General features: G+C 48.1%; 26 protein-coding genes and 1 CRISPR repeat array. Of the genes, 8 read left to right on the top strand and 18 right to left on the bottom strand.

What is annotated here, in order from left to right:
• Positions 1-89 precede the first annotated feature (89 nt).
• On the bottom strand, positions 90-701 hold the full coding sequence (locus tag KNP76_RS11520) for a mannitol dehydrogenase family protein (RefSeq protein ID WP_246514260.1): 612 nt from the start codon (positions 699-701) through the stop codon (positions 90-92).
• Positions 702-1025: 324 nt separating this feature from the next.
• Here KNP76_RS11520 and KNP76_RS11515 point away from each other — a divergent pair, with 324 nt between their 5' ends.
• A complete protein-coding gene (locus tag KNP76_RS11515) occupies positions 1026-1361 on the top strand; it encodes a hypothetical protein (protein WP_034807116.1) in 336 nt (111 codons plus the stop codon).
• Positions 1362-1374: 13 nt separating this feature from the next.
• On the opposite strand, the gene KNP76_RS11510 is transcribed toward KNP76_RS11515, so the two are convergent.
• Genes KNP76_RS11510 through KNP76_RS11500 form a run of 3 tightly spaced genes read right to left on the bottom strand, consistent with a single transcriptional unit; the run spans position 1375 to position 2743 of the window.
• Positions 1375-1845, bottom strand: coding sequence for a hypothetical protein (locus KNP76_RS11510; protein WP_214844619.1), 471 nt, complete (start codon positions 1843-1845; stop codon positions 1375-1377).
• Positions 1838-2332, bottom strand: coding sequence for a hypothetical protein (locus KNP76_RS11505; protein WP_211779988.1), 495 nt, complete (start codon positions 2330-2332; stop codon positions 1838-1840). The genes KNP76_RS11510 and KNP76_RS11505 overlap by 8 nt, the downstream gene beginning before the upstream one ends.
• The gene (locus KNP76_RS11500) at positions 2333-2743 is read right to left on the bottom strand and encodes a hypothetical protein (protein WP_214844618.1); all 411 of its coding nucleotides are present in this window, start codon (positions 2741-2743) and stop codon (positions 2333-2335) included.
• Positions 2744-2977: 234 nt separating this feature from the next.
• Here KNP76_RS11500 and KNP76_RS11495 point away from each other — a divergent pair, with 234 nt between their 5' ends.
• The 6 genes from KNP76_RS11495 to KNP76_RS11470 all read left to right on the top strand — a co-directional run bounded on the left by KNP76_RS11495 (position 2978) and on the right by KNP76_RS11470 (position 7516).
• Positions 2978-3688, top strand: coding sequence for a GntR family transcriptional regulator (locus tag KNP76_RS11495; RefSeq protein ID WP_214844617.1), 711 nt, complete (start codon positions 2978-2980; stop codon positions 3686-3688).
• A 150-nt stretch (positions 3689-3838) separates the two neighbouring features.
• Positions 3839-4186 (top strand): PTS lactose/cellobiose transporter subunit IIA, encoded by a 348-nt coding sequence (locus KNP76_RS11490; protein WP_034815658.1) that lies wholly within the window; start codon positions 3839-3841, stop codon positions 4184-4186.
• A complete protein-coding gene (locus tag KNP76_RS11485) occupies positions 4183-4491 on the top strand; it encodes a PTS sugar transporter subunit IIB (RefSeq protein ID WP_305826034.1) in 309 nt (102 codons plus the stop codon). Before KNP76_RS11490 ends, KNP76_RS11485 begins: the two co-directional genes overlap by 4 nt.
• Positions 4492-4510: 19 nt before the next feature.
• The gene (locus KNP76_RS11480) at positions 4511-5917 is read left to right on the top strand and encodes a GH1 family beta-glucosidase (RefSeq protein ID WP_214844615.1); all 1407 of its coding nucleotides are present in this window, start codon (positions 4511-4513) and stop codon (positions 5915-5917) included.
• Between the two features lie 11 nt (positions 5918-5928).
• Entirely contained in the window at positions 5929-7257 is a 1329-nt protein-coding gene (locus KNP76_RS11475) for a PTS sugar transporter subunit IIC (protein WP_214844614.1), read from the top strand.
• Positions 7258-7333: 76 nt separating this feature from the next.
• Complete coding sequence (locus KNP76_RS11470; RefSeq protein WP_214844613.1) at positions 7334-7516, top strand: hypothetical protein; 183 nt, start codon at positions 7334-7336, stop codon at positions 7514-7516.
• Positions 7517-7546: 30 nt separating this feature from the next.
• On the opposite strand, the gene KNP76_RS11465 is transcribed toward KNP76_RS11470, so the two are convergent.
• The 9 genes from KNP76_RS11465 to KNP76_RS11425 all read right to left on the bottom strand — a co-directional run bounded on the left by KNP76_RS11465 (position 7547) and on the right by KNP76_RS11425 (position 16721).
• Entirely contained in the window at positions 7547-7999 is a 453-nt protein-coding gene (locus KNP76_RS11465; protein ID WP_214844612.1) for a WapI family immunity protein, read from the bottom strand.
• 2 nt (positions 8000-8001) lie between these two features.
• Positions 8002-8502, bottom strand: coding sequence for a hypothetical protein (locus KNP76_RS11460; protein ID WP_214844611.1), 501 nt, complete (start codon positions 8500-8502; stop codon positions 8002-8004).
• 100 nt (positions 8503-8602) lie between these two features.
• Entirely contained in the window at positions 8603-9955 is a 1353-nt protein-coding gene (locus KNP76_RS11455) for a GH1 family beta-glucosidase (RefSeq protein ID WP_214844610.1), read from the bottom strand.
• A gap of 21 nt (positions 9956-9976) precedes the next feature.
• Positions 9977-10903, bottom strand: a complete 927-nt coding sequence (locus tag KNP76_RS11450; RefSeq protein WP_209325629.1) for a carbohydrate ABC transporter permease — start codon at positions 10901-10903, stop codon at positions 9977-9979.
• Between the two features lie 3 nt (positions 10904-10906).
• Positions 10907-11806 (bottom strand): carbohydrate ABC transporter permease, encoded by a 900-nt coding sequence (locus tag KNP76_RS11445; protein WP_214844609.1) that lies wholly within the window; start codon positions 11804-11806, stop codon positions 10907-10909.
• A gap of 65 nt (positions 11807-11871) precedes the next feature.
• Positions 11872-13185, bottom strand: coding sequence for an ABC transporter substrate-binding protein (locus KNP76_RS11440; RefSeq protein WP_034815641.1), 1314 nt, complete (start codon positions 13183-13185; stop codon positions 11872-11874).
• Positions 13186-13376: 191 nt separating this feature from the next.
• Positions 13377-14396: a LacI family DNA-binding transcriptional regulator gene (locus tag KNP76_RS11435; protein ID WP_214844608.1), complete on the bottom strand. Its 1020-nt coding sequence runs from the start codon at positions 14394-14396 to the stop codon at positions 13377-13379.
• Between the two features lie 191 nt (positions 14397-14587).
• On the bottom strand, positions 14588-15694 hold the full coding sequence (locus KNP76_RS11430; protein ID WP_214844607.1) for a hypothetical protein: 1107 nt from the start codon (positions 15692-15694) through the stop codon (positions 14588-14590).
• A gap of 154 nt (positions 15695-15848) precedes the next feature.
• On the bottom strand, positions 15849-16721 hold the full coding sequence (locus KNP76_RS11425) for a TetR/AcrR family transcriptional regulator (protein ID WP_214844606.1): 873 nt from the start codon (positions 16719-16721) through the stop codon (positions 15849-15851).
• A 154-nt stretch (positions 16722-16875) separates the two neighbouring features.
• On the opposite strand from KNP76_RS11425, the gene KNP76_RS11420 reads away from it, so the two are divergent.
• Positions 16876-18375: a DHA2 family efflux MFS transporter permease subunit gene (locus tag KNP76_RS11420; protein WP_214844605.1), complete on the top strand. Its 1500-nt coding sequence runs from the start codon at positions 16876-16878 to the stop codon at positions 18373-18375.
• A gap of 117 nt (positions 18376-18492) precedes the next feature.
• A CRISPR array of direct repeats spans positions 18493-21438; the repeat unit is 32 nt; unit sequence ATTTCAATCCACGCACCTACGTGAGGTGCGAT.
• 180 nt (positions 21439-21618) lie between these two features.
• On the opposite strand, the gene cas2 is transcribed toward KNP76_RS11420, so the two are convergent.
• The 5 genes from cas2 to cas8c are packed head-to-tail and all read right to left on the bottom strand — an operon-like array spanning position 21619 to position 26321.
• Entirely contained in the window at positions 21619-21909 is a 291-nt protein-coding gene (cas2, locus tag KNP76_RS11415; protein WP_214720128.1) for a CRISPR-associated endonuclease Cas2, read from the bottom strand.
• 9 nt (positions 21910-21918) lie between these two features.
• Entirely contained in the window at positions 21919-22950 is a 1032-nt protein-coding gene (gene cas1c / locus KNP76_RS11410; RefSeq protein ID WP_214844604.1) for a type I-C CRISPR-associated endonuclease Cas1c, read from the bottom strand.
• Positions 22947-23606 carry a CRISPR-associated protein Cas4 gene (gene cas4, locus KNP76_RS11405; protein ID WP_214844603.1) on the bottom strand — a complete coding sequence of 220 codons (660 nt, stop codon included), beginning with the start codon at positions 23604-23606 and terminating at the stop codon, positions 22947-22949. Before cas4 ends, cas1c begins: the two co-directional genes overlap by 4 nt.
• Complete coding sequence (gene cas7c, locus KNP76_RS11400) at positions 23596-24450, bottom strand: type I-C CRISPR-associated protein Cas7/Csd2 (RefSeq protein WP_214720125.1); 855 nt, start codon at positions 24448-24450, stop codon at positions 23596-23598. Before cas7c ends, cas4 begins: the two co-directional genes overlap by 11 nt.
• Positions 24447-26321, bottom strand: coding sequence for a type I-C CRISPR-associated protein Cas8c/Csd1 (gene cas8c / locus KNP76_RS11395; RefSeq protein ID WP_214844602.1), 1875 nt, complete (start codon positions 26319-26321; stop codon positions 24447-24449). The genes cas7c and cas8c overlap by 4 nt, the downstream gene beginning before the upstream one ends.
• Position 26322 lies beyond the last annotated feature (1 nt).

Genomic DNA, 26322 nt, shown 5'->3' with positions numbered 1-26322 from the left:
GGGCGTTTTAGAGACTTGTACTTGTCTATGGAATATATATACCCGAATGTCGGATGTTCTTCACATCCGAACTCACTTTCATCCCATGCTTAAAGGCGGGCTATGCCCGGTATGGGCTTTCCCGTTCGTAAAATCTGTAATAGCCAACCTGTCTCATACAACGCACCTTGAACGACTTGGCGGACGCGACGATCCTTGAGCGCTTCGTCAATCGTTCCTTTTTCAAACAATGAGCCGATATATGACGCGATCGCATGTCCTGTGTTGACCGTGAACAACTTCCGCTCGATATATGGACCAATCTCGTCGACCCACGTCACACCGTGAAGCGGGGGCCGCGCGTCCAATCCTTGCGTCTCGATCACCCATTCATAGAACGTCTCAACTTCGACGAAGAGCGGGTCCTCGTGTTGTTGCAATGGGACGATGCGATCGACAGCCGCGTTCGGGAACGACGCATGGGCCGTCCCGATTCCACCCGACGCCTCGATTGCTTGTTTGAGCGAGGCGCTGCCGCCAATCATGTTCTCACAGGCGATGACGTATACAGGCGCCTCCGTCTCGCGGTCACGGAGTCCTTCACTGATGAGCGACGCGACTTTTGGAAGCAACGTCGGTCCGACCGCCGTCGTGACAAGATCGGCCTCGGCAATGAGCGCAATGACACGCTCCGGGTCTTTCAAACTGTTGACGCCGCTCACCCGGGCGTTTTACTGAAAGACTCTTAGCCGTGACAGGCGGCGAGAAGGCATCCGCCGAAACTTCGATCACCTTCATCCTCGTCAACTCCGCAAAGTTCTGGCGCTTCTCGATCATATCTAGCCGTTTCTCCAGATACCCTTACATGCTAACGGTTCTCCCTCGACACGAATAGCATTTTTCTCACACCGTCCTCCGATACTTTTTTATCGTTCATGTAAAAGTCACCACTTTCACTAAAAAGCGACTTTTTTTGAACAGGCTTGTCCCGGCGGGCTCGTTCGGGCATGATGGAAGTATCTATTAGATGGAGTGGAGGAATGGCTATGAATATCGGTTTTCTCGTCATCGGCATCATCTTATCGACGCTCTCGAAATGGTTGCAAGTTCAAGGGAATGACGAGCTCGGGGATTTGCTCGTGTTCCCGGCCGCCTTCTTCCTCGGTTTGGCACTTGTGACGAGCTTTCCATTCTTCAAAGACTGGTGGCGCGAACCGTCCAGCCGTCCGAGAGCCCTCCGATTCGCAAGCCTCGTCGCCGCAGGAATTTTATCGTTCCAACTGTTCGCCTGGCTCGTCTTCGGTCAAGGTGAGTGGCTCGGCGCACTGTTCTTGCTCCCATTCTTTGCTTGTGTATACTTCATCATCCGGACGTTCAAATAAAATGGGGCAGCGCTCAGGCGCTCCCCCATTTTCGTTCTTCATTCAATTCAGCTTCAGAGACGTAGTTGTCATCGAGACTAGCCATATAGCGCTCGTACCACTTTCCAATCGGAATCACAAAGAGGAATGAGACCACCCCAATCAGGAAGAACGTTTGGAGTGACATGAGCTTCGTGAGTGCAGCGTAGACCCACAGTAAAACGAGTGGGTACATGAGTAATCCGCTCATCGAACCGAAGTGGATGAGACGTCTTGCCTCGCGAGAGACTAGGTACTTCTTTTTAATCGTCTCACGTCGCCATGACTTATAAAAATCAGGCAGGCCCGCCACCGCGCCGATGAAGAAGACCGTCACCGTGGAGAGCCAGTCATACTCGACCAGAAAAAACAAGGTCATGACACCGACAAAAGACAAGAGAACAACGGATGTCTTTTTCGCGCTGTCGAACGCCATCAGTTCACGCATCTGGCTCCGCTTATTCATGATACTCACGCGCTTCCCGAATCAACTTCAAGTCCTTGTCCGTCAAATAGCGATCGTCATGCGTTTGGATGATGCGGTCGAGCCACTTGCCGATGAACGAGGCGCCCCAGAAGAAGGCTTGCGACAACAGGAAGGCCTGGAACGATTGCGGTTGCGGCGTCTGATTGAAGACGACGTAGCCGAAATAGCCGATGGCGGCAAAACCGATGAACATCGCCGTATAACGTAACGACAACAGCCTGCGCGCCTTTTTGTTCTTAACGAACCGTAACCACAAGTTAAACTTGGCGACTTCGATGCCAATCAATAGGAAGCAAAAACCGAAAATCGTTGCCATGATTGCGCCTGTTGACAGGTCTCGGTAAGAGGCGAATGTCAACATCCCGATGATGACCGTCACAGTGAGAATGCCGATCGTCCAGCCCGTGAACGTCTGAAAGCGGAGCAGCGTATCGATTTGTCGTTTTGAATGCGGGGATAATTCCATCTAACTCATCCTTTCAATCAGTTGTTCGTAAGTCGGTATGTCCGGTTCTACTGCCTGTAGTTTCTTTGTAAGGAGGCGGTCGCGATAGGAGTCCGTGAAGCGCATGAGCGCAAAGAAGACACCAATCAACAATCCGATGCTATGGTCGAGGACTAACGCCGTCATCGATGCCGCCAATAAAAGCGCCTCTAGCCATGTCATCGCATATTGGATGCGAAGCCACTTGATGGCCAAGGGATTCGCTACGACGTGACGCATGATGCGATATTCGTTCCCTCCCATGAAGATGAGAAAGATGGCGAGTAGCCACATTAACGGAATCATCCACATCCGTTCGACGAACAACGCATACAGAAAAACAACAACATAAAACATCGATGCCGGGAACCCGTATCGTCGTATCGTAATCACTTGCCTAACGTCATGTTGGATTTTCCCCACTCCCTCACCCCTTCTTTTTCCATCTCTTCCTTAGTATACGAAAATTTTTTCACCTACGTTTCAAATTTACTAAATATTCCCTCAACAATCGTTCGACGTTTTTCAACAAAAGGCGAAGGATTATCCGCCACCCGAACCTATTTTCTGATATACTGAGAGCGTATTCATACCTACAAATTTTCAACGTGAAAGGTGCAGACAGTTATGGGCCCAAAGTACAAACAAGTTGCCTCCCAAATCGAGACAGATATTATGAATCACGTCTATCAACATACGAACAAACTCCTCACCGAAGACGAATACGCAACAAAATATAGTGTCAGCCGAAATACGGTGCGGAAAGCAATCGAGATTCTCGTCAATAAAGGCTACGTCTATCAAGTGCAAGGCAGCGGGGTCTTTGTTCGTGACCACTATATGAGTGACTATGTAAACTTAGAGAAGTTACAAGGTCTCACGAGCGATTTCAGCGGCCGCAAAGTTGAGACGCGCGTTCTCCATTTCGAATTGACGACAGCGAACGAAGAAGTGGCGGAACGGATGAAGTGCGAGGTCGGAGCGGAGGTTTATTCTGTTAAGCGTCTCCGTCTCGTCGATGACCACCCGTTTTCGATTGAAGATTCTTACTTCCGAAAAGAACTTGTCGTCTATCTCGATCGAAACATTACGGAACAGTCGATTTACAATTACTTCCGGAATGACCAAAAGCTCGCTATCGGTTTTGCCGACCGCGTCATTTATGCCGACTTCTTGACGGCAGAAGATGCGGAACTGCTCGAATTGAACGAGAACGATCCCGCCCTTCTCGTCGACAACACGGTCTATTTGACGAACGGTCAAATCTTTGACGTCTCACGCACCATCCACCATTTCCGCCATGTGAAGATGCTTAAAGTTTCAAATATTAAATCCTAAACGCACGCGAGAGCCAAATCTCGCGTGCGTTTTTTCATTCCCATCTTGTGTAAAAAGTAAGGGTTTACATGTAAGCGGTATCGTGCTACTATCAGTTTGTATAATTTGTACCTATGAATTCAGGTTATCCATACAAAAAGGAGAGATACTATGGTTTCTGAAACAATCGAGATTACACCCGAAGATATCTTTGGTTTAATCGCCCTCTCGGGTGACGCCAAAGCGAGCTACCATCACGCGATGCTCCTCATGCAAGAAGGGAAAGCAGAGGAAGCGGCTGAAGCAGTGAAAACCGGTGATGCGACATTGAAAGAAGCACACGCCATTCAGACGAAATTCGTCACGCTCGAGGCACAAGGAAAAACGGCTACGGTCGGCGTCCTCATGGTGCACGCGCAAGACCACTTAATGAACACGATCCTCGTCAAAGAGATGCTCGGCTATATGATGAACATGCAAAACGAAATCAACCAATTGAAAGGAATGGATCAAAAATGATGAAAATCGGACTCTTCTGTGCAGCAGGTATGTCAACGAGTATGTTAGTAGAGAAAATGAAAGCGGTTGCCGCCGAACGTGGGATTGAAGCTGAAATCGCAGCTTATCCAGAATCGGAGATGGAGACGTATGTCGACGACCTCGATGTCGCCCTTCTTGGACCACAAGTGAAGTACTTGCTCTCGAAAGGCAAACAAATCTGTGAGCCAAAAGGCGTGCCAATCGACGTCATCAACACGATCGACTACGGCATGATGAACGGAGCAAAAGTATTCGACCACGCAATGAAACTTGCGAACAAATAATTCAACTGAGGTGACCACTTTGAAAATGCCTAAAGATTTCTTGTTCGGCGCAGCGTCGGCTTCTTACCAAGTCGAAGGCGCATGGAACGAGGACGGGAAAGGACTCTCGAACTGGGACGTCTTCTCGAAAATTCCTGGAAAAACGTTTGAAGATACGAACGGCGACGTCGCCGTCGACCATTACCACCGTTATAAAGAAGATATCGCACTTATGGCAGAGATGGGACTCGAATCCTATCGCTTCTCCATCTCGTGGCCGCGTGTCTTCCCGAACGGCACAGGCGAAGTGAACGAAAAAGGACTCGAGTTTTACAACAACTTGATCGACGAGTGCTTGAAGCACAACATCGTCCCATTCGTCACACTCTACCACTGGGACCTCCCACAAGCACTCGAAGAAACAGGCGGTTGGAAGAACAAGGAGACGGTTGACGCATTCGTCCGTTTCGCCGATACGTGTTTCCAATCGTTCGGCGACCGTGTCCGTCACTGGATCACGTTCAATGAAGCGGTCATCTTCTGCTCGCTCGGCTACTTGACTGGGGCACACCCGCCAGGCATCGAAGGCGACGTCAAAGGTTACTTCCAAACGACGCACCATGTTAATATCGCCCACGCGCGTTCCGTCGAATTGTTCAAACAAAACGGATACGAAGGGGAGATCGGAATCACACACGTGTTCAACCCGGCCTTCAGCATCGATGACGCCGAAGAGAACAAGTTCGCTGAAATGCACGCGAACGCGTACGCGACGCACTGGTTCTATGATCCGATTTTGAAAGGGGAATATCCGGCGTACGTCGTGAAAGGACTTGACGAAACAGGTCTCCTTCCTGAAATGACAGACGAAGAACTCGATCTCTTGAAGCGCACGGCTACAATGAACGATTTTATCGGCCTCAACTACTACAGCCCACAACGCGTCATGAAAAACGACTCGGCGCTCGTCATGGCCGGTGGTCGCGAGAACTCGACGGGCCGACCAGGTAACCCATCGTTCGATGGCGTCTACAAGACGGTCATGATGGATGACAAAGTTTATACGAAATGGGCTTGGGAAATCTCACCGGAAGCATTCCTCGACGGCATGCACATGCTCCAAGATCGTTATGGTGACGTGAAAATCTACATCACAGAGAACGGTCTCGGCGATGTCGACCCGATCGTTGACGGCGAAATCCTCGACGACCCACGTATCGAATATATCGAAGGCCACATTCGTGCCGTGAAGCACGCGGTTGAACAAGGCATCAACGTCGCCGGCTACTACGCTTGGTCGGCCATTGACCTTCTCAGCTGGCTCAACGGTTACAAGAAACAATATGGCTTCATCTACGTCGACCATGCCAACGGTCTCGAACGGAAGAAGAAGAAGTCGTTCTATTGGTACAAAGATTTAATCGCGACACGCGCTGAAAACCTATAAGGAGGTTCCTCATGAGCCGCTTAGAAACTGTATTTGAAAAATTCACGCCAGGGTTTGTTCGTTTCGCGAACGCCAAGCCCGTCCTTGCGATTAAGGACGGGTTCATCCTGACGATGCCGATGACGATCATCGGATCCTTGTTCTTGCTCATCCTCGCACTTCCGATCCAAGGTTGGGCCGAGTTCATGTCCGGTCTGTTCGGAGCGGATTGGACGCTCCCGCTCACGCAAGTCGTCGGCGCCACGTTTGACATCCTTGCATTAATCGGTGTTTTCGGGATTGCTTACTCGTATGTCAAAAACGAAAAAATTGAAGGGGTGCCTGCCGGGATTCTCGGGATCATCTCGTTCTTGATCATCACGCAAGCCTCCGTTCTCTCGGAAGGCGGCGAAACAATCGGTGGTGTCATCCCGAAAGTATGGACAGGCGGACAAGGTGTCCTCGCTGCCATCGTCGTCGGTCTCGTCGTCGGATTCATCTATTCGCAGTTCATCAAACGCGGCATTCGCATCAAAATGCCTGACGGTGTACCACCAGGTGTCTCGAACTCATTCTCGGCGTTGATTCCAGGTCTCGCCATCGTCTCACTTGCGGTCGCGACATTCGCAGTCTTCCAAGCGGTTGCGGAGCGAACGTTCACAGAAGTCGTCTATGACGTGCTTCAAGCACCGCTTCAAAACTTGACGGACACGCTCGCAGGAGCGGTCATCATCATGGTACTCATGTCTGTCATGTGGTGGTGTGGGATTCACGGAGCGGCAATCATCATGGGGATCATGGGACCACTCCTTACAGCGAACGCGCTTCAAAACCAAGCCATCCTCGACTCGGGTGAAGCACTCGTCGTCGGCGAGAACGCAAAAATCGTGACCATCCAGTTCCTCGACGTCTTCACGAAACTCGGTGGATCCGGAATCACCATCGGTTTCATCATCGCGACGCTCATCGTTGCCCGTTCGGCTCACTTGAAGCAGCTCGGTAAACTCTCGCTCGCACCGAGTATCTTCAACATTAACGAGCCGGTCATCTTTGGGATGCCAATCGTGTTCAACCCGATCATGTTCGTCCCGTTCGTGATCGTCCCGGCGATTGCCTCGTTCATGGTGTACTTTTCAATCCTTTGGGGCTGGGTCGATCCGTTCAACGCACTACAAGTTCCATGGACGACACCACCTGTCATTTCTGGTTTCTTGATTGGCGGATGGCGTGCAGCGCTCTTACAGATTGCAACGATTGCCATGGCCGTCGCCGTCTACCTCCCGTTCGTCCGCATGCAAGACCGCGTGTCATACGGTGAAGAAGTAAAAGCACAAGAAGAAGCAGACAAAGCGTCAGCCTAAATAAATAACGACAGCCCTTCTCATCACAGAGAAGGGCTGTTATATTTAGGGAAAGTCGTAAGAGAGTTGGTATAAAATGAAAAACTACACACCGAGCTTCCTAATCTTTTCGAGCGCCGCCCTTGCGTTCGGTCTCGGCTTCCAAACGATTATCCCGCATGCGATGTTGATTGGCATTGGGCTACATATGATTTTCCTGATGTGTGCCGCCTACTCGTTCGGCAAGTATCGGGCACATATCGCCAAGGTAAACACATAACGCCATGACGAAAGCCGTCATGGCGTTTTTTCATTCAACCTCTCGAACAGGGAACTCACTTGCGATTTCCCGTAACCCCTGTAAGAACTGTTCCACTCGTAAGACCGACGTCTCGAATTCAAAGTCGAGCGCTTCGGTCTCATCGCCGAGCGGGTGTTCGAGTTGACCCCGTACGTCCACTTCATCCCCGCCCCCGTCTCGCCGCGTCAACGTCAAACAGACATACGGCTCTGTCGGCTCGAACTCGACTTGTCGCACGTTACCGGCCAGAAACGACTCAAACACCGGTATGTAGTGCGCGACGAGCAGACTGTCGAGCATGATGTCATCGAATGTGATGCGGTGCTCCGGTGCGTGGAAGCCGACCCAATTCCGATGCCACGCTGCGTCATGGATGTTGTCGGCGTCTTTATACGCGTACGCATAGCTCTCAATCGAAATGTCAGTCGTTCCGTCACGCGACGCCAGTTTTGTAAGGGCCATCGTCAACCGTCCTTCCTGAGCGAATAGCCGTCAATCTCTAATAGGCGCATCCGTTTCTGGTCGACGGCCGCATGGACGATGACCGTCACCCCTGGATTGAGTTGCATCATCTTCCTGATTTTCGTCAAGTCGTCCCCTTTAATCTCGACGGGTAAGACGAACTCGCCTTCCTTCAAATGAACGAACTTGATCTTTCCTTTGTCGTCATAACCTGTCACTTCGTATGTCGCATACTCGCGTTTCATTAACATCTCTCCTTCTTCTGAATCGATTTCCACATCGAGACGACGAACGTCCCGTTCTCGCTCGATTCGTTTATCGCGTGCAATCAGTCCTTTCACCCCGAGAAACGAGGAGACCAAGACAAATACGATAACGAGTACGTCAAAATGGATGAACCCATAGAGCAACCCGTATAGGAACCAGCACAACAATGACATCATCATGAGCGACGTCGTCTTTTCCTGTTCCCGTTCTTGATTCGTTCTATGGTCTAACGCCATCATCCGTCCTCCTCTCCCTACTTCTTACGTTCCCTGCCCGAGTTGGTTCCACACAAAAACAGCCAATCCCTGTAGCGGCAGGAACTGGCTGTTTAAGTTGTTATGCTTCGACGATATCGCCGTATTTCGCTTTATGGTCGGCGATGACGCCAGCGTACCATTTTGCGCTATCTTTCCACACACGATCTTGCGTTTCGAAGTCGATGTAGAGAATGCCGAAGCGCTTCTCGTAACCGAAGCTCCATTCGAAGTTGTCCATGAGCGACCAGAGGTAGTATCCGGCGATGTTCATGCCTTCATCGTTCAAATCAGACACGGCAGTGAGGTGCTTTTGGACGTAGTCGATGCGTTTCACGTCATGGACTTCGCCGTTCTCGAGCACGTCGTCATACGCCGCGCCGTTCTCTGTGATGATGATTGGAAGGTCTGTGTACTCGTTACGTAAGCGACGGATCAGGTCTTTGAATTCGTTCGGGGCGATATCCCAGCCCATGCCCGTCTTCTCGTAATCGGAGTACGCAGCCACTGTCATGAAATCGTTCGCCGCACTGAACTCGACGAGTCCGCGACTATAGAAGTTGATTCCGAAGAAGTCGCATTCCGTCGAGATCGTTTCCATGTCACCTGGTTTGATGAAATCGTACGTATGCACGTACTTCGCGAACAAGTTCATCATGTCGACCGGATACTGGCCTTTGAATACTGGGTCGAGGAACCAGCGATTCGAGTACCCGTCCGAGTTGTTCTGTGCGAGGCGGTCGTTCACCGAGTCCGTCTTCGCATAGACCGGCGACAAGTTGAGCGTGATGCCGATCGGTGTCGTCGACTTCAAGTCTTGTTTCAACAGTTCGACGGCTTTTCCGTGTGAAAGCAGCATATGGTGCACAGCGCGGACCGCTTCGTTCAAGTCACGGTGACCCGGTGCGTGCACGCCGAGATGGTAACCGAGGAAGCCGGCACACCATGGCTCGTTGTGCGTGATCCATGAGTCGACGACGTCGTCGAGCTCATCGAAACACACTTTGGCGTAGTCGAGGAACCAATCGACCGAGTCGCGGTTCACCCAGCCGCCTTCCTCATGCGCCCACATCGGGAGGTCCCAATGGTAGAGCGTGACGGCCGGTTTGATGCCTTCTTCGCGGAGACGTGTCGCGAGCGTCTTGTAGAACGCCATCCCAGCCGGGTTGAACTCACCTTTCGCCGGGAAGATGCGCGGCCAAGCGATCGAGAAGCGGTACGTGTAGACACCGAGCTGTTTAATGTGCTGGATGTCTTTTTCGAAGCGGTGATAATGGTCGCAGGCGACATCACCGTTATGCTTCTCGAACACGCGACCGTCGATGTCACAAAACATGTCCCAAATCGACGGGGTCCGCCCGTCTTCGTTGTGCGCACCTTCGATTTGATACGAAGATGTCGCCGTTCCGAAGACGAAGTCTTTGTTAAATTGCATAGTGTTTTCCTCTTTTCTCTATTATTCTTTGACCGCGCCAGCCGAGATACTGCTGACGATATACTTCGACATGAACAAGAAGGCGATCATAATCGGCACGACCGAGATGGCGATACCGAGATACAAGGCACCGAGGTTCTCGGCGACTTGTGAACCTTTCAAGAAGCCCATGAGGACCGGGAGCGTGTACTTCTCTGGTGAGAACAAGAGTACGAGCGGCATCAAGTAGTTGTTCCATGAGCCGATGAACGTGAAGATCGACATCGTGGCGACGGCCGGCATCATCATCGGGAGTGCGATCGTATGGAAGATGCGAAGCTCACTCGCGCCGTCAATCCGGGCCGCTTCAATCATACTGACGTGAAGCGTCGCCTGCGTGTACTGGCGGATGAAGAAGACGACGAACGGACTCGCGATCGACGGGATGATGAGCGGGATGAACGAGTCGAGAATTCCGAGTGTCTTCGAAATCTCGTAGAATCCGATCAAACCGAGCTGTCCTGGTACCATCATCATGACGAGCATGAAGATGAACATCGCGTTTTTGCCTTTGAACTCATAGAACGCGAAGCCGAACGCGGTCATCGCCGAGAAGTAACCGGAGAGCAACGTGACGAGCACGGCGATAATCAAACTGTTTTTGAAGCCGGTCCAGATGTTGATGTAGTCACTTAAAATCGCATAGTTGTCGATAAGCGCCGTACCCGGGATGAGGGAGAAACCAGACATGATTTCTCCGTTCGTCCGCGTCGCGTTGACGAGCATCATGAGGAACGGGATGAAACAGACGATCGTCAAGACGATCAACCCGGTGTAAATGACACCGCGGCTAAAGATTTTTTTCTTTTGCTTTTGTTTCGGTGGCTCCACGCGAAGCGGTTTCTCTTCACGCGGCGGCTGTACTTCGCTGTCGGCGAGCATACGCCGTGTTTCTGCATTCTGTTCCATTGCTTATGCTCCCTTCTGCGCAGCGCGCTCTTTACGGAACATGCCTTTGAAGACGACCGCCGAGAAGACGAGCGTGATCAAGAACAAGCCGTAAGCGACCGCTGCCGCATAGCCATAGTTGTTATACTTGAACGCTTGGTTGTACAGGTAAAGGACCATCGTGTTAAGCGAGCCGTCCGGTGCACCGATTCCGTCCGTCAAGAGGAGCGGAAGATCGAACAATTGCAGGCCGCCGATGAGCGACGTGATCATAATGTACAAGAGAATCGGTTTGAGTAATGGTAACGTGACATACGTGAACATTTGCCAACGGTTCGCGCCATCGATATGGGCGGCTTCGAAGAAGTCTTTTGAGATACCCGATACGCCGGCCATGACGATGATGAACGAGTGACCGAACCACATCCATGTCAAGATGAGCGAGACGGACAGTTGTGCCGTCACCGGTTGCGAGAGCCAGTTGATTGGGTCTGAGATGATTCCGACTTTGAGAAGAATCATGTTGAGTGAACCGTGCTGCCAGTCGAGCAAGATTCCGAACAAGAGCGCGACCGAACTGATCGTAATCAAGTTAGGCAGATAAAAGAACGAGCGGAAGAACGCGAGTCCTTTGAGCTTCAATCGAAGGTCAGAGAACAAGAGTGCCAGTGCCAATGCAAGACCGATCTGTAAGGCGAAGTTTACTCCCCAAATCTTGATCGTATTGACGAACGCCTCGATGAAGAACGTATCCGTCAACAAACGCGCGTAGTTCGCGAAGCCGACGATTTCTTCTCCTGGGCTGCCGGTATAGTTGGTGAAACTGTAATACAGGGTCAAGAAGACCGGGTAGATACTGAATGTCAAAAAGACGACCCAAAACGGGGCAATAAAGGCATAGCCATAGCGGTCTAGTTTTTTCACGTCGTGTTACTCCTTCCATAGCAACCCTTAGGGGGGAGGGTCGTCCCCCCAAGGATTAGCTGGCTTCAGTCAACTTGGATATCTGGGTAAGCGTTTTTCGCTTGTTTCTTGAATTCGGCAATCGCTTCTTCTTTCGTCTTCTTGCCTTCCACGTATTGGAGGACCGAAGCGCCGTAAAGCGTGTCGAGCTGTTGGTCGTACTTCGTGACGATACCTGGTGTGATTTCATCCGCTTGGCCAAGGAAGAACTCGTAGTTGTTCTGTCCGCCGAGGAACTCATCGCTGAAGTCGTCTTTGATTTTGTCTGTTACTGGTTTGAAGGCAAGAACGTCGCCTGTCTCTTCAGCCCAGTCCGTCAAGAACTCTTCGTCTTGTGTCATGAGTTTGACGAAGTCGTAAGCGGCTTCTTTGTTTTTCGATCCTTCGTACACACCGAGCCATGTGCCGCCCCAGAAGTACGGGCTTGGGCCGTTTGTGACTGCCCAGTCGCCGGCTGTGTCTTTCGCGCTGTCTTTCAAGACGCTGTGAAGGCCCCATGTCGGAAGGACGTATGAGAAGACTTGTGTTTCTGTCTCTGTGCCGCCTTCTTTCACTTTGATTGGTTTCGACATACCTTCGAACCAAGATGGTGACCATTCAGGAGCGAGTGCCGTGTACTGCTTGTCACGAAGCTCTTTCGCGTAGTCCATGTAGTTGATCTTGTCTTCTGTCAACACGAGTTCGTTGTTTTCGTTTACCCATGCTTCTGGGTTCGCGCCTTGTGAGAACCAACGGATCGCGCCTTCGTCTGGGAACATTTTGTAGCCTTTTTCTTTCATCTTCTCAGCGACTTCGAAGACGCCGTCCATCGAGCTCATCATGTTTCCGATTTCAGCCGGATCGTCCGTGCCGAGCACTTCTTTCGCTAAGCTACGTTTGTAGTAGACGCCACCTGGTGTCGTTTGCCATGAAAGAGCGCGCACATTGCCTTCTGAGTCTTTCCCGAGGTCGAAGACGTAAGGGATGTAGTCGTCAGCGATTTCGTTGACGTTGTATGGCTCGTCCGAGAGGTTTTCCCAATAGCCTGCGTCTACCCATTGCTTGAGGAAGGCGATTTCACCTGTGAATACGTCAGGTGCTCCGACGCCGCTCTCGAGTGCTGGCTTCAATTTTGTCGGATAGTCGGCGATTGGCACGATTGTCAATTCAACTTTGACACCGTTACGCTCTTCGTATGTTTTGATTGGTTCTTTCAACTCATCTGTGAACGACCAAACTTTGAGGACGTCGTCTTTCGAGCCTGAAGTAGAACCTGAAGTTCCTTCGTCGTTTGAGCATGCGCCCAAGACGCCGACTGAAAGTGCACCGATTGAAAGTAAGCTGACTAATTTTTTACGCATGTGTAAGTCCCATCCTTTTTAAGGTTTTTAGAAAGCGTTTGCAAGAAGAGGTAAATAATTGTCGAAAGCGCTTTCGGTTTGGTTGAAATAAATAATCGAAAGCGGTTTCGATTTTTAGTGAATGATGCTTCGAAATCGCTCTCTTCTCTCCATCCCGCTGAAGGGAACAGAGCGACTTCGAAAGATCATCGTCAGTTCTTCACTTGTAATGGCGCGCATGACGCCCGTTCCATCAATTTGACCGGAATGACGCGACGCTCGGTCCGTCGTTCCTTGGCGGTCATTTGTTCAATCAACAGTTCCGCTGCCGCTTCGCCGATTTCGTCCGTATCTTGGCGAATCGTCGTCAGCTTCGGCGTAATGTATTGAACCATTTCGATATCGTCGTATCCGATGACGGAAATGTCTTCCGGCACGCGTAGCCCCCGTTCATGGATGGCTTCAATCGCACCGATGGCCATCTGGTCGCCGGCGACGAATACCGCGGTCGGACGTGACTCGAGGTCGAGCAACTTTTCCATCGCCTGTTTGCCTTCTCCAACCGAGAAGAAACCGGCGTTGACCAAGTACCCGGGTTCAATCGGAAGACCGATCGCCTCCATGGCAAGTTCATACCCTTTCACACGAGCGGCTCCCGCATCAATCGTCTGGTCCCCAGCGATGTGCGCAATTCGAACGTGTCCGAGGTCGTGCAAGTAGTTCACCGCGAGGCGTGCCCCTTCGATGTTGTCGGAATAGACGACGCTACAGTTGGCGCTGTCCATGTCGACGACGACGATTGGGATATCGCTTTGCATGAGCTCTTGAACTTGTTCGTCCATCCGGTCCGAACAGATGACGACGATGCCGTCGACGGTCCGATGTTTGAAATGCTCCAAGTAACTCATGTCACGGTTGCGCAGGTTTCGCGAGGCGAAGATTAAATCGTAGCCTTGCTCTTCTGTCGCGTGACGAAAACTTTCGATAATGCCGTTGAAGAACGGGTGTTTCATCCCGACTTCGTTCGCTTCTGAGAACATGACACCGATCGCCCACGACTTCTTCGTCGATAACGACTGTGCGTGTGCGTTCGGTAAGTAGTCCATCTCAGCCGCAGCCTGTAAAATCTTGGCCCTCGTCTTCTCACTCACGTCTTTATAGTTATTTAACGCTTTAGAGACGGTCGTGATCGAGAAGCCTGTTTTTTTCGCTAAATCATAAATCGTACCCATATCAGTCTCCTCTTCCCGAAAGCGCTTTCGGTAATTTGATTGTAGCGCATGAATTTGTAGGAATCAATTCTTTTTCGTGGAATATTTTGCGATAAATTTTCATACCGTCTTTCTTCTATATTACTGCAAGTCGTAACTTTTTGTCGTTAGTGTTCCTCTCATAAACACTGAAACCTTCGACTTCTATTACTTTATTCTTTAACAGTAATCGTCCAATCTCCATCTGCTTTTACAACAAAAACATATACACTAGTATCTTCAAAAGAATATCGCTGAGAACCTTCATAATTTCCAATTTCATTTACTAATAAATCTATTGCATTTACTGTTACGGCAAAATTCGAATCTCCATTATGCGTAAATGCTATTTGATAGCTTCCTTGATTAATTTCAAAAAAGATTACGTCGTCCCCATTCCCCTCTAAAATACCAGGTAAAGTTTCAATCTCTAAAGGACGGTATTGCATAATTTTAATATCCCAATTACCTTGATTACCGTTTATATTCAAATAATAATCTTCAGTTTCTTTAATCCATATGAAACTTTTTCCCTTGTAACTTCCGATTTCATTAACGAGTAAATCTAACATATTTCCCTGCGCATCTTGAAGTACTACTGCAAAGTTACCTGAACCATCATACGTACTCTCCACTACAGCAAAACCTTCTTTAAGTGAAATCGCGTCTGTGCCTGCGTCAGTTGAGCCACTAATTGTAGTCGTTAGCTCATCTTGATATTTTTTAATTTGTTCGTCTTTAAGTTGATTTATATTTTTTTCAGTTTCTACTTCGATGATTGAATTGTTATTATATACAATTACTATATTTCTATTCTCAATTGTAACTTCATCAATTTTTCTATTGTAAACATTGTATCCTCGAGACGTTTTTAATCCATGTTCCTCCATGTAGTCTTTATAACTTGATGTTGGATCCCCAACCTTTACCTCCTGCATAAACTCTTCAATAGAAGCTTTTGTAGCATCGGCTTCTTCCTTTTCATTAACTGATTCATTCTCGATTTCGTCTACTTCAGTATCTTCTTGCTCAGATGCTTCATTTGGCACAGTGATAGCACTTCCTTGATTTGAATCTGTTACAAGTTCTTGATTATTTCTTTCAATAATTCCTAAAAGAAAAACTAACCAAACTCCTACTAGAATAAATGAGCCTCCAAGGATAATGGGAAACGGGGTAACGTCTTTTTTAATGAAATAACGATAAATGGAAATGAAACAGAACAATGCCCCACCTATCATCAAACCGAAACCGCCAAATGACAGTACGATTTCTATCATCGCTAATGCCCCCTCTCTAAAATTTAAATCCGGGTGATTCGTTATAGATATTTACCCATATTTCCCAGACAACTCTTCATTTTTCTAAATTTGATTAACGAAAATAAACCCACTTAAATAGTTTTAAGTAGGTTCAGATCTATACAATTTTAGCCTAGTGCGTCCGCGTATATAACCAGACGAGGTTCGTAAATTTTTGGACTTCTGTCTCGCCCGTCACACCTTTAAAGAGACGTTGGAACGGCTTCAACAGTTGCTCAAGAACGATTTTCCGGAGACGCGGTTGATGCAGCTCGTAAGTAATCGCTTCAAACAAGTCCTCCTGTTCCTCCGTCATATTCACGTGAGCGCCGATTCGTTCGGCCATCTCAATCAATTCTTCTTTCGTGACAAGATTTTTATCCGTCGTCCCGCGCATCTGATCGACGGTTACCGGATTCAATATGTGTTCGTTCGTCTCAATCATACGGGCTGCCATTAACTCCACATAGGTGTATAAGTTTCGGACGAGCTTTTGAATCGAGTAGGCCGTGTTTGTAATCCGGAGGGTGAATAAGATGTGCTGCAACATCCCGTTAAAAAGTACCGTCAATTCGACAGAGTACGGCCGAATCTCTTCCCCAATGATTTCGGTCAAGCGCATTGCGAGCCATTCAATCTCATACACACGATGCTGTAAGACGAGTTTCTTTAACTCCGGTTCATTTGCGGACATGATTGACTCGAACAGGGCATGAAGATTACGTTCTTCATTTAATTGGATGAGGATCGAGATTTGTTCGATAAAGACATCCTTGTCACGTTTATCTCGGCCCATCTGCATTTCAATCCGGCGTTGCCCCGCGTCATAGCGCAAGTTTTCAAGGATGTTTGCGACACAGTCTGTCTTCGAGGCGAAATAATTATAAAACGTTCCTTTTGAGATATTAGCTCGCTCAATGATTTCCTGTACCGACGTTTGCTGGACACCATTCTCAATGAATAAGTTCATCGCGACGTCAGCCACTTTTCGTTTCTTATCTTTCATATTTTACGGGCTCCGTTCTGCTTAGTTTGTAGCTTAAGTATACCATTTTAAACTAACGGTTCAAAATGGTTGATTTATTTGTACAACGGGTATAAAATCATCACATCAACACTTACTAGTATATAACTATTCAGAACATAAAGGAGCAACTCGTATGAAACCAGAATTCCAAAAGAAACCGCCATATGTTATGCTCGCGGTCCTGTTCGCAGGGGCGTTCATCGCCTTCTTGAATAACTCATTACTTAACGTCGCGCTCCCGTCCATCATGGTCGACTTAGAGATTGCTGACTATTCGACCGTGCAATGGCTCGCGACCGGCTTTATGCTCGTGACGGGAGTCCTCGTTCCGGCGTCTGCTTATCTGATCACACGTTTCTCGAACCGGACGCTCTTTATCACCTCGATGGCCATCTTCGCGGCCGGTACAGCCATCGCTGCATTCTCGCCGACGTTCGGCTGGTTGCTCACAGGACGAATGATTCAAGCGGTCGGCGCCTCGACGATGGGGCCGCTCCTCATGAACGTCATGCTCGTCAGTTTCCCGCGTGAAAAACGTGGGACGGCGATGGGCGTCTTCGGGCTCGTCATGATTTCAGCGCCAGCGATCGGTCCGACACTCTCGGGTTACATCGTCGAGTATTATGATTGGCGCGTCTTGTTCGAAATGATTCTCCCACTCGCGATCATCGGTCTCGCCCTCGCGATTTGGAAAGCAGAGAACGTCATGGTGCAAAACAAAGAACAATCGCTCGACTATTTGTCACTCGTCTTATCCACAATCGGTTTTGGTGGCGTCTTGTATGGTGTCAGTTCGGCAAGTTCTGACGGTTGGGACAACCCGATCGTCTTGACGACCATCATTGTCGGATTGGCAGCTTTAATCGCGTTTGTTATCCGTCAACTCAACATGGAAAAACCACTCCTTGACCTACGGGCATATAAATACCCGATGTTCGCACTCGCATCGATTATTGCGATTGTCAACGCCGTCGCCATGTTCTCCGGAATGATTTTGACACCGGCCTACGTCCAAAGCGTCCGTGGCATCTCGCCGCTCGACTCCGGACTCATGCTCCTCCCAGGGGCCATCATCATGGGTATCATGTCGCCAATCACCGGGAAACTGTTCGATAAGTTCGGACCGAAGTTGCTGTCGATTATCGGTCTCACGATTACAGCCGTTTCGACGTATATGCTCGCTCACGTCCAACTCGATTCGACGTACACGTATATCGTCATGACATATACGCTCCGCATGTTCGGGATGTCGATGGTCATGATGCCCGTCATGACTAATGGTCTCAATCAATTGCCGACGCATCTTAACCCGCACGGAACGGCCATCAACAACACTGCCCAACAAGTTTCGGGTGCGATCGGGACGGCCGTCCTCGTCACCATCATGAACTCAGTTACACGGACCGAAGCCGAATCGCTCATGACCGGCGTCGACCCGGCGACACTCACCGAGAGTGCGATGGGCGCGTTGACGCAGCAAGCACTCCTCTCAGGGATTCAAGTCTCGTTTTATGTCGCCCTCGGCATGAACATTTTGGCGCTCGTCCTCGCCTTCTTCGTGAAGCGGGTCGATGTTCGAAACCTTGATTTCAAACAAGAAGATATAAACAAAGAACTGAAACGCGCAAACTAAACAGACAAGAAATTAATGTACAGGAAAATGGACGAGTCTCCTCAGAGGTTCGTCCATTTTCCTGTATAACGATGTAAATCATTTAAAAATGTCAATGCTTATGATACCGATAATGACTTTTCAATCCACGCACCTACATGAGGTGCGATAAGCGCGTCGACGTGAAAAAACTCGATTTCAAAATTTCAATCCACGCACCTACATGAGGTGCAATCACGGAAACGATGGCAAGCAAGGCCGCCTACGAATTTCAATCCACGCACCTACGTGAGGTGCGATGATGGGAACAGCTCGAAGCTGGACGGACGAAGGCATTTCAATCCACGCACCTACGTGAGGTGCGATCTTATCCAGTCTCCGAGTTACCAGACGTTACGCGAATTTCAATCCACGCACCTACGTGAGGTGCGATGTGCAGGACAAGGCGATGACCTCGATGTTCTCCGAATTTCAATCCACGCACCTACGTGAGGTGCGATAAGGAGGATTCGACACAATGGCAAACATCAAGAAATTTCAATCCAAGCACCTACGTGAGGTGCGATCCAAAATGATTTTCATAGCAAAATCGAACTGATCGAATTTCAATCCACGCACCTACGTGAGGTGCGATGTACCCGCTCACACTCGACATTCAATTCTTTTCTATTTCAATCCACGCACCTACGTGAGGTGCGATATTTTACCGAGATATTCAGCTTCGTAGGAGTTGCTATTTCAATCCACGCACCTACGTGAGGTGCGATGTCAAGTTTATACACGGGTCGTCAAACAATTAAGAATTTCAATCCACGCACCTACGTGAGGTGCGATTCGATAGCGACTGCTGTATTGTCGTCTAAACGATTTCAATCCACGCACCTACGTGAGGTGCGATTGCTGATTGATATGGATTTGCCTATGGATTTATCATTTCAATCCACGCACCTACGTGAGGTGCGATGGTCTAAACGTGGAAGATGAAACGCTCGAAACAACTATTTCAATCCACGCACCTACGTGAGGTGCGATCTATCCATCGTCGCCAAGTAGGGCGTGCCTTATGAATTTCAATCCACGCACCTACGTGAGGTGCGATTCCGCAACGCCAAGCGTGACTTCGGGATCCCGATATTTCAATCCACGCACCTACGTGAGGTGCGATTTGTCCACCAACTTATAGAGGACCATTGTCGTATTTCAATCCACGCACCTACGTGAGGTGCGATGGGTCTCCCACATCATCGAGCTCTCGCTCACGATATTTCAATCCACGCACCTACGTGAGGTGCGATCCAGTGGTCATACCGTCACCTGTACCACCAGGAGATTTCAATCCACGCACCTACGTGAGGTGCGATGTCCTTGTGGAGCTTCGGGGCAAGCTTGGACTTATTTCAATCCACGCACCTACGTGAGGTGCGATTAAAGATATCGTCAATTTGGATAAAGTCGTCAAAATTTCAATCCACGCACCTACGTGAGGTGCGATGTGTGAGCCCGACGTCCTTCGCGTGGTCGTCTAAATTTCAATCCACGCACCTACGTGAGGTGCGATTAACTGGGTACGAACAGAGGTACAGTTACGAGATATTTCAATCCACGCACCTACGTGAGGTGCGATCCCTTCCAGTTGCGGGTCATGCCGGGCGCTAAGGATTTCAATCCACGCACCTACGTGAGGTGCGATGTCCTCCGCCCCCCCTACTAACAGGGGGGTGGAATTTCAATCCACGCACCTACGTGAGGTGCGATTGTTCCGTCGGGTCATAAACATAACCACCCGGAAATTTCAATCCACGCACCTACGTGAGGTGCGATGTCTACCTTGAGTTGGACGTTCGTCTCTTGGTTTTATTTCAATCCACGCACCTACGTGAGGTGCGATAAGAGCGAATTGCCCCTTGTCATCCAATCTAAACATTTCAATCCACGCACCTACGTGAGGTGCGATCAGCGGCGCTCGATTGGTTGAGCGTGGTCCGGGAGATTTCAATCCACGCACCTACGTGAGGTGCGATCAGGAGGCGTTGATCCACCAGGCGCACGCTGAGGTATTTCAATCCACGCACCTACGTGAGGTGCGATAAAGTCGCGCACTGACTCATGGCCTGTACTGGATATTTCAATCCACGCACCTACGTGAGGTGCGATAAATCCGAATCATAACCCAATTCATCCAAGCAATTATTTCAATCCACGCACCTACGTGAGGTGCGATAAATTGCCACGATCATTCAATGACAAATCGAGATATTTCAATCCACGCACCTACGTGAGGTGCGATAGGTAGATCATCGGGACTCGTTTGTTTTTCTGTCATTTCAATCCACGCACCTACGTGAGGTGCGATGATGACCTCATCGTCGCGCTCAATCCGTTTGTAAATATTTCAATCCACGCACCTACGTGAGGTGCGATTTCTCCCAGGTCGATTGAAATACGCGACGCTTGTTATTTCAATCCACGCACCTACGTGAGGTGCGATATGCGTCCAGTCCCGACTTCGCGAGCTGTTTGATGATTTCAATCCACGCACCTACGTGAGGTGCGATGGTTGTATGAGTAATAGAACGAATAGTCAAAATCATTTCAATCCACGCACCTACGTGAGGTGCGATGATAACGTAAAGGGTTATAGTAATAGCCAACATATTTCAATCCACGCACCTACGTGAGGTGCGATAGCATGGACGATTACACCAAGCGCCTGGAGGCTGAATTTCAATCCACGCACCTACGTGAGGTGCGATAGAAAGTGATTCCCCGACCGCCGTACTCGTCGTAATTTCAATCCACGCACCTACGTGAGGTGCGATAAGTACCGGCGTTACCTGCAAGACCTTCAAAAAATTTCAATCCACGCACCTACGTGAGGTGCGATGCGGCTTCTTGCTGAAGGTGGTCAAATATGTGGGAATTTCAATCCACGCACCTACGTGAGGTGCGATAAGATCTCGACCTTTATGACATGAACGCCTGGATATTTCAATCCACGCACCTACGTGAGGTGCGATAAACCCATCCCATGCAATATTGTTGTTCATCGAAAATTTCAATCCACGCACCTACGTGAGGTGCGATAGCCGATTCCAAATAAAAAACCGACTAAAAATAAATACAAGAAACAATATTATCCTTTTTAGGATACAAATCTTAAAAATCATTAGTCTCTTATCTAGGAATATGCTGAAAAAATGGTGCGAACCTTTCTAGAAAATACTGTGCACTACATGTTCGCACTCACTAAAAACAACTTCCCCTTTAAAAAATGAGAGGTCCTTCCAAATCTAAAGATTCTTTTGCTCCATAATGCTCCACTTTTGTGGCATGTTGATTGCCCAAGCGATAAAATCGGAGACTGTCTTTATCCGCATCAACAATATCCTTTAATTTCAGTTTCAACGCTGTAAATTCAGTTTGATCTACGATGCATTCAAACACACTGTTCTGTACGCGCTGACCGTATTGCTGACAAACTTTCGCAACTTGTCTAAGCCGCTTCGTGCCTCCAGGTGAAATAGTATTCACATCATACGTCACTAAAACGAGCACATACATCCCTCACTTGTATAGGAAAGTTGGATATTCTTCTAAGTCACCACGCAAATGCCTTGCCAAAAGTAACGCTTGTGCGTAAGGTACGAGTCCCCACATCATTTTTTCTTTTAAGTAAGGATGCTGAATCATCTCCTGTTTTTTCTTCTGCCAGGAAGAGAGAAAAACTTTACGCCCTTCTTCCGTCATGAGTACAGCCCCGTTCTCCTTTTGAATAAAATGCTTTGCTTGAATGACTTTCATATTGATTAGCGAAAGTACAAATCGATCCGCATAAATCCCGCGAAGCTCTTCCATCAAATCAAGCGCCAGCGAAATCCGTCCCGGACGTTCCCGATGCAAAAATCCTACGTACGCATCGAGTCCGACTGCCTCGAGCGCTGCGCCAGTATCTCTTGCTAACAAGCTATAAGCGAATGACAACATTGCATTCACGCGATCAAGAGGCGGTCTTCTCGAACGTCCTTTAAATACGAAATCGTCTTTTTGCTGAAGAATCATTTCGTCAAACAATTGGTTGTAGCGAACCGCCACTTTTCCTTCAAGTCCTCGCAACCTCTCCAAATCTTCGCATTCTCGAATTTCGATTAACTTTTTAGAGAAATATTGTGACGTCTCTTTGAAACGCGTAACGTCAATTCGCATTGGATAATCTCGAGTCGTTCGTTCAAGCATCCACTTTTGGTTGTACACTTTTCCCAGAATAAAATTGCGGGCAAGGTTTGCCGATTGGATTTCACAGTCAGACTGTCGATACTGCGTTTTGCGTAATACAACATTGCCTTTGCTTTCACCAATAACGCGCGCTAAAAATCGACCGTTCCTTGTCATAAACGTCAAAGGTACACCGTTCTCGGCGCAATATCCCATCAATGCAGGACTCGCACCGGTATACCCAAACGTAACGATTCCCTCAAGGTTATGGAGAGGCACTCGGCCTATAACTTTGTCATCTATCTTTACTACTACGTTCCCGCCATCAAGCGCAAGGTATGCATCCGATTGATTTACAAATAGCGTATTTAGCATCTTTTTCAATCCCGAAGCCTCCTCTCCATATACTCACTGACACTTTCTCGAACCATCAATTCTGGCAAGCAGATGTTTTGAAGCGAACAACTTTTACAATGTGATCCGGTTTTTACTTTCGGCGTGTGTCGGTGATGATAATAGTTGTTCATTTTTGTCACGATTGCTTTTACTTCTTGTTTTAATGAATCTGACAATAGTACAAGGTGACGATGCTTCGTTTCGTTGTAATACAGATACCCCTCAGTAATTCGACATAAGAACATTTCCTCAAGACAAATCGCTTGCGCAGCTAACTGAAGCTCATCTTCTTTACCGACTTTCGGCTTCCCTCGCTTATACTCGATTGGAACCGGACGATACAGACCAGGGTTCCCATATAAAGAAACCCCAGCCGAATCCTCGACGAATTCAACGACGTCACATTGTCCACTGATGTTCAACGCTTCTGACTTGATTGCCATCCCACGTACAATTAGTCGATCTTTCCTTTTTTCGCGCACATGCGAATCATCCGCTTTTTTATGCAAATACTGTCCTTCAACAGTTCGAGTGTTTTCTTCCCATTGTTGTTCGATGTGGATGAGTGCCCACTGTCTCGGACAAAACTGAAAATGTTGAATGCCCGACAACAACAAATAGGAATCGTCTTGTTTATAATCCATCCAAAATTTCAGGCTCTAAACCATCAAGTGTAGCAACATGAATTTCATAATCCGAAAAATCTTTTGGTTCTTCTGTCGTTGGTTTTATTGAGATGGACCGATGTACTTTCGCAGATGAATATTGTCCTAATTTCGAACTATGTTCCCACCAATATACTTTATGCACTTCCATACTTCCTTCTGGGCGAGCCGAAGAAGCATCATTCTCAAACAGTGACACTAAAACCTGTTTTAGTTTCTCAGCATCCTCTTTCGTAAAATTTGTCTTTTCGGCAAGTTGCGTATTGATACTTCCGTTCAATACATAGACTCCATGATCGACGCGATGTTTCATTCCCATCGTGTCAGAGCCACGTTCTTTGCCGCTCTCAGAGTTCACACTTTTCGTAATCTGCATACTCGTAATATCGATCGGGGCCACACTCGTTGCCGTGTGTATGGAGACAGGGCCACGCACACCAATGGACACTCCAGATTTCTCCCCTTTGAAAGCAAACACCTGACCAAACGAACGGACGTCCATCCATGCTGCACACGCTTCTTGTGCAAATTGCTCTCCCATCCCTTTGCCCTTCATCAACTTCTTTAATTCTTCATTTCCTTCAGCGCGATCCCGCAGACTCTCATAACTATCTGAACGACGATCATTCGATTGTACAAAAATCGACTCGCCCATATCTTGGAGACGGTTCCGAATCTTACGTTTAATGGCGACATCTGAAATCTCGCCGTACCCATCATAGTTTTGACGAGGACGGTTACCGTTGAGCGGATCCCCGTTAGGGTTTGCTTTAGAAACAGACAGAATGACGGTAAAATCGATTTTGTGATCTAGCACGTTCATGCTTCAACACTCTCCTCGTTAGATGAATTTGTTTCTTCACGTTTTTGGTACAATTCATGTCGCTGACTATAAAAACCTAAAAGGTACTTACCAGATAACGGTTTGTTCGTAAAATCACTCGGATCAAGTTGTGATCCTACCTCGTCAATCAATTTGTTAATGTAAGTCACTTTCCCACCAAGTTTCGCTTGATATGGTTGAAGTGCACTTTGAATCGTCATCCATGTCCGTGCAGGATTTTGAGAAAATGCGTTCATGTAACGAATCGCGTTGGTTGAACGATTTTCTTTCCCTAGCGCTTTCCGCTCCAAATAGTCAGCAAGCGCTAATAATCGTCCGAACAAATAATCTCGATCTTTGAAATTTGAATCTAATGCCACATTCATCCCTTCTTTCTTGTTAATCATTCCACAGGCGATTTGTAACGTTTTCTCCCACTCCCAAGCTTCTAGACCTACCGGATTCGATGCTCGTTGAATTAAACTACGACGAATATCATCTGGTACGATACGCCCGTCCACTACACACGGAATCAGTCTTTCTACAGCAGCTTTTATCAGTTTTTCATTAGCTCGCGGGCCATAGGACGCTGTTGCAATATCGTGCAAAGATGGCGCACCGATGAAAGTTCGACGTTTTTTCTCACGATCAAAGTAAACGTATTCCCATGGATGTTCGGTGTGCCAGGATTCGAGTCGACTAAAGTATTGTTCTTGATCAAATGAGCGATAGTACAAAATTGCCAAGCGTCCTGTCGTTGCCGCATCGAGTATTAAAATATTCACTGTTTGTAGAGGCAATTTTCTTTTATAACCGATGAGTGCGTCAGAAAATGCTCGTGCACCTTCTCGGTTCGTATCGAATACTTCTTTCTCCTCCACATCGTTAAATAACGCAGCAAGCGAAAAAGTCGAATCCACCGCACTCGGCATCTTGGTCACTTGACTCCCCCAAACGAGAAAGACACGTCGGTCAATCAGTTTCCCTTGTCTTTGAATAAGCCACTTAAGTGCATTGTGTGCTTTTTGCGATACTTCGTAACTGATCGTCGCTGCTTCAGAGGCTTTGTCAAAACGACCTCGAAACGTGAATCCACTACTGTCGTTCGCCGAGATGAGCTTTGCTTTATCTCCAGCATTACGGATTTTATTCGCATGTTTGGTGGAACCAACTTTTTGTTCCCCCGTTACAAAACATAATGTAGAGTCCCCTGCTTGTTCAGCGTAGTAAGCGATAAAAGATTGATAAAACTCTGAATCTTGCCATGGCTCTTTATAGAGTTGTTCTGATGAATGAACATGAAAACGTATAAACGCTCCTTCCATTCCACCGGTAACTATGGAGTAGATTTGTGGCTTTTCTTCTTTATCCTTCCACGTCCATTTCAACGTGCCGTCCGTCTCTGTAAAAAGTACTTTCTCGTTCACTAAATCTTCAATGAGTCGTCCCTTTTGTAAGTACGTATAGATACTCTTCAACCGATCAAATCCATAAGAGGATTCAGACCATTTTTTCAGGTTATCCATGTACACTTGATGCGCATTGTCTTTTTTATACACGCCGCCAAATGCTTCATAGTCACCAGCTACGTAAGGTAACTTGTCGTGTAGCGGATAAGGAGCAATGACACTCCCTGCTCTGCTAGATGAATCTTCAGTGCTAGGAATCAATGTGTTCCCATGACCCTTCTCAATCACTTCGGATGAGTGAAATTCACCGTCAGATGTTATATTGACAGTGATATGAGCCGTTTGTGTCGTATGAGAAATCGGAAGCAACGTGAACGTCTTCCCTTCCCAACGACTTCCTGATTTACCCACTTCATCGAGATGTTGATTGTATGTCTCGTATAGTTGTTGCCAAACGCTCATG

This window comes from Exiguobacterium sp. s150 (genome assembly GCF_018618435.1).
Lineage (GTDB): Bacteria > Bacillota > Bacilli > Exiguobacteriales > Exiguobacteriaceae > Exiguobacterium > Exiguobacterium alkaliphilum.
Note: the sequence above shows the minus strand (reverse complement) of the source record. Positions and strands in the feature narration are given on the sequence as shown.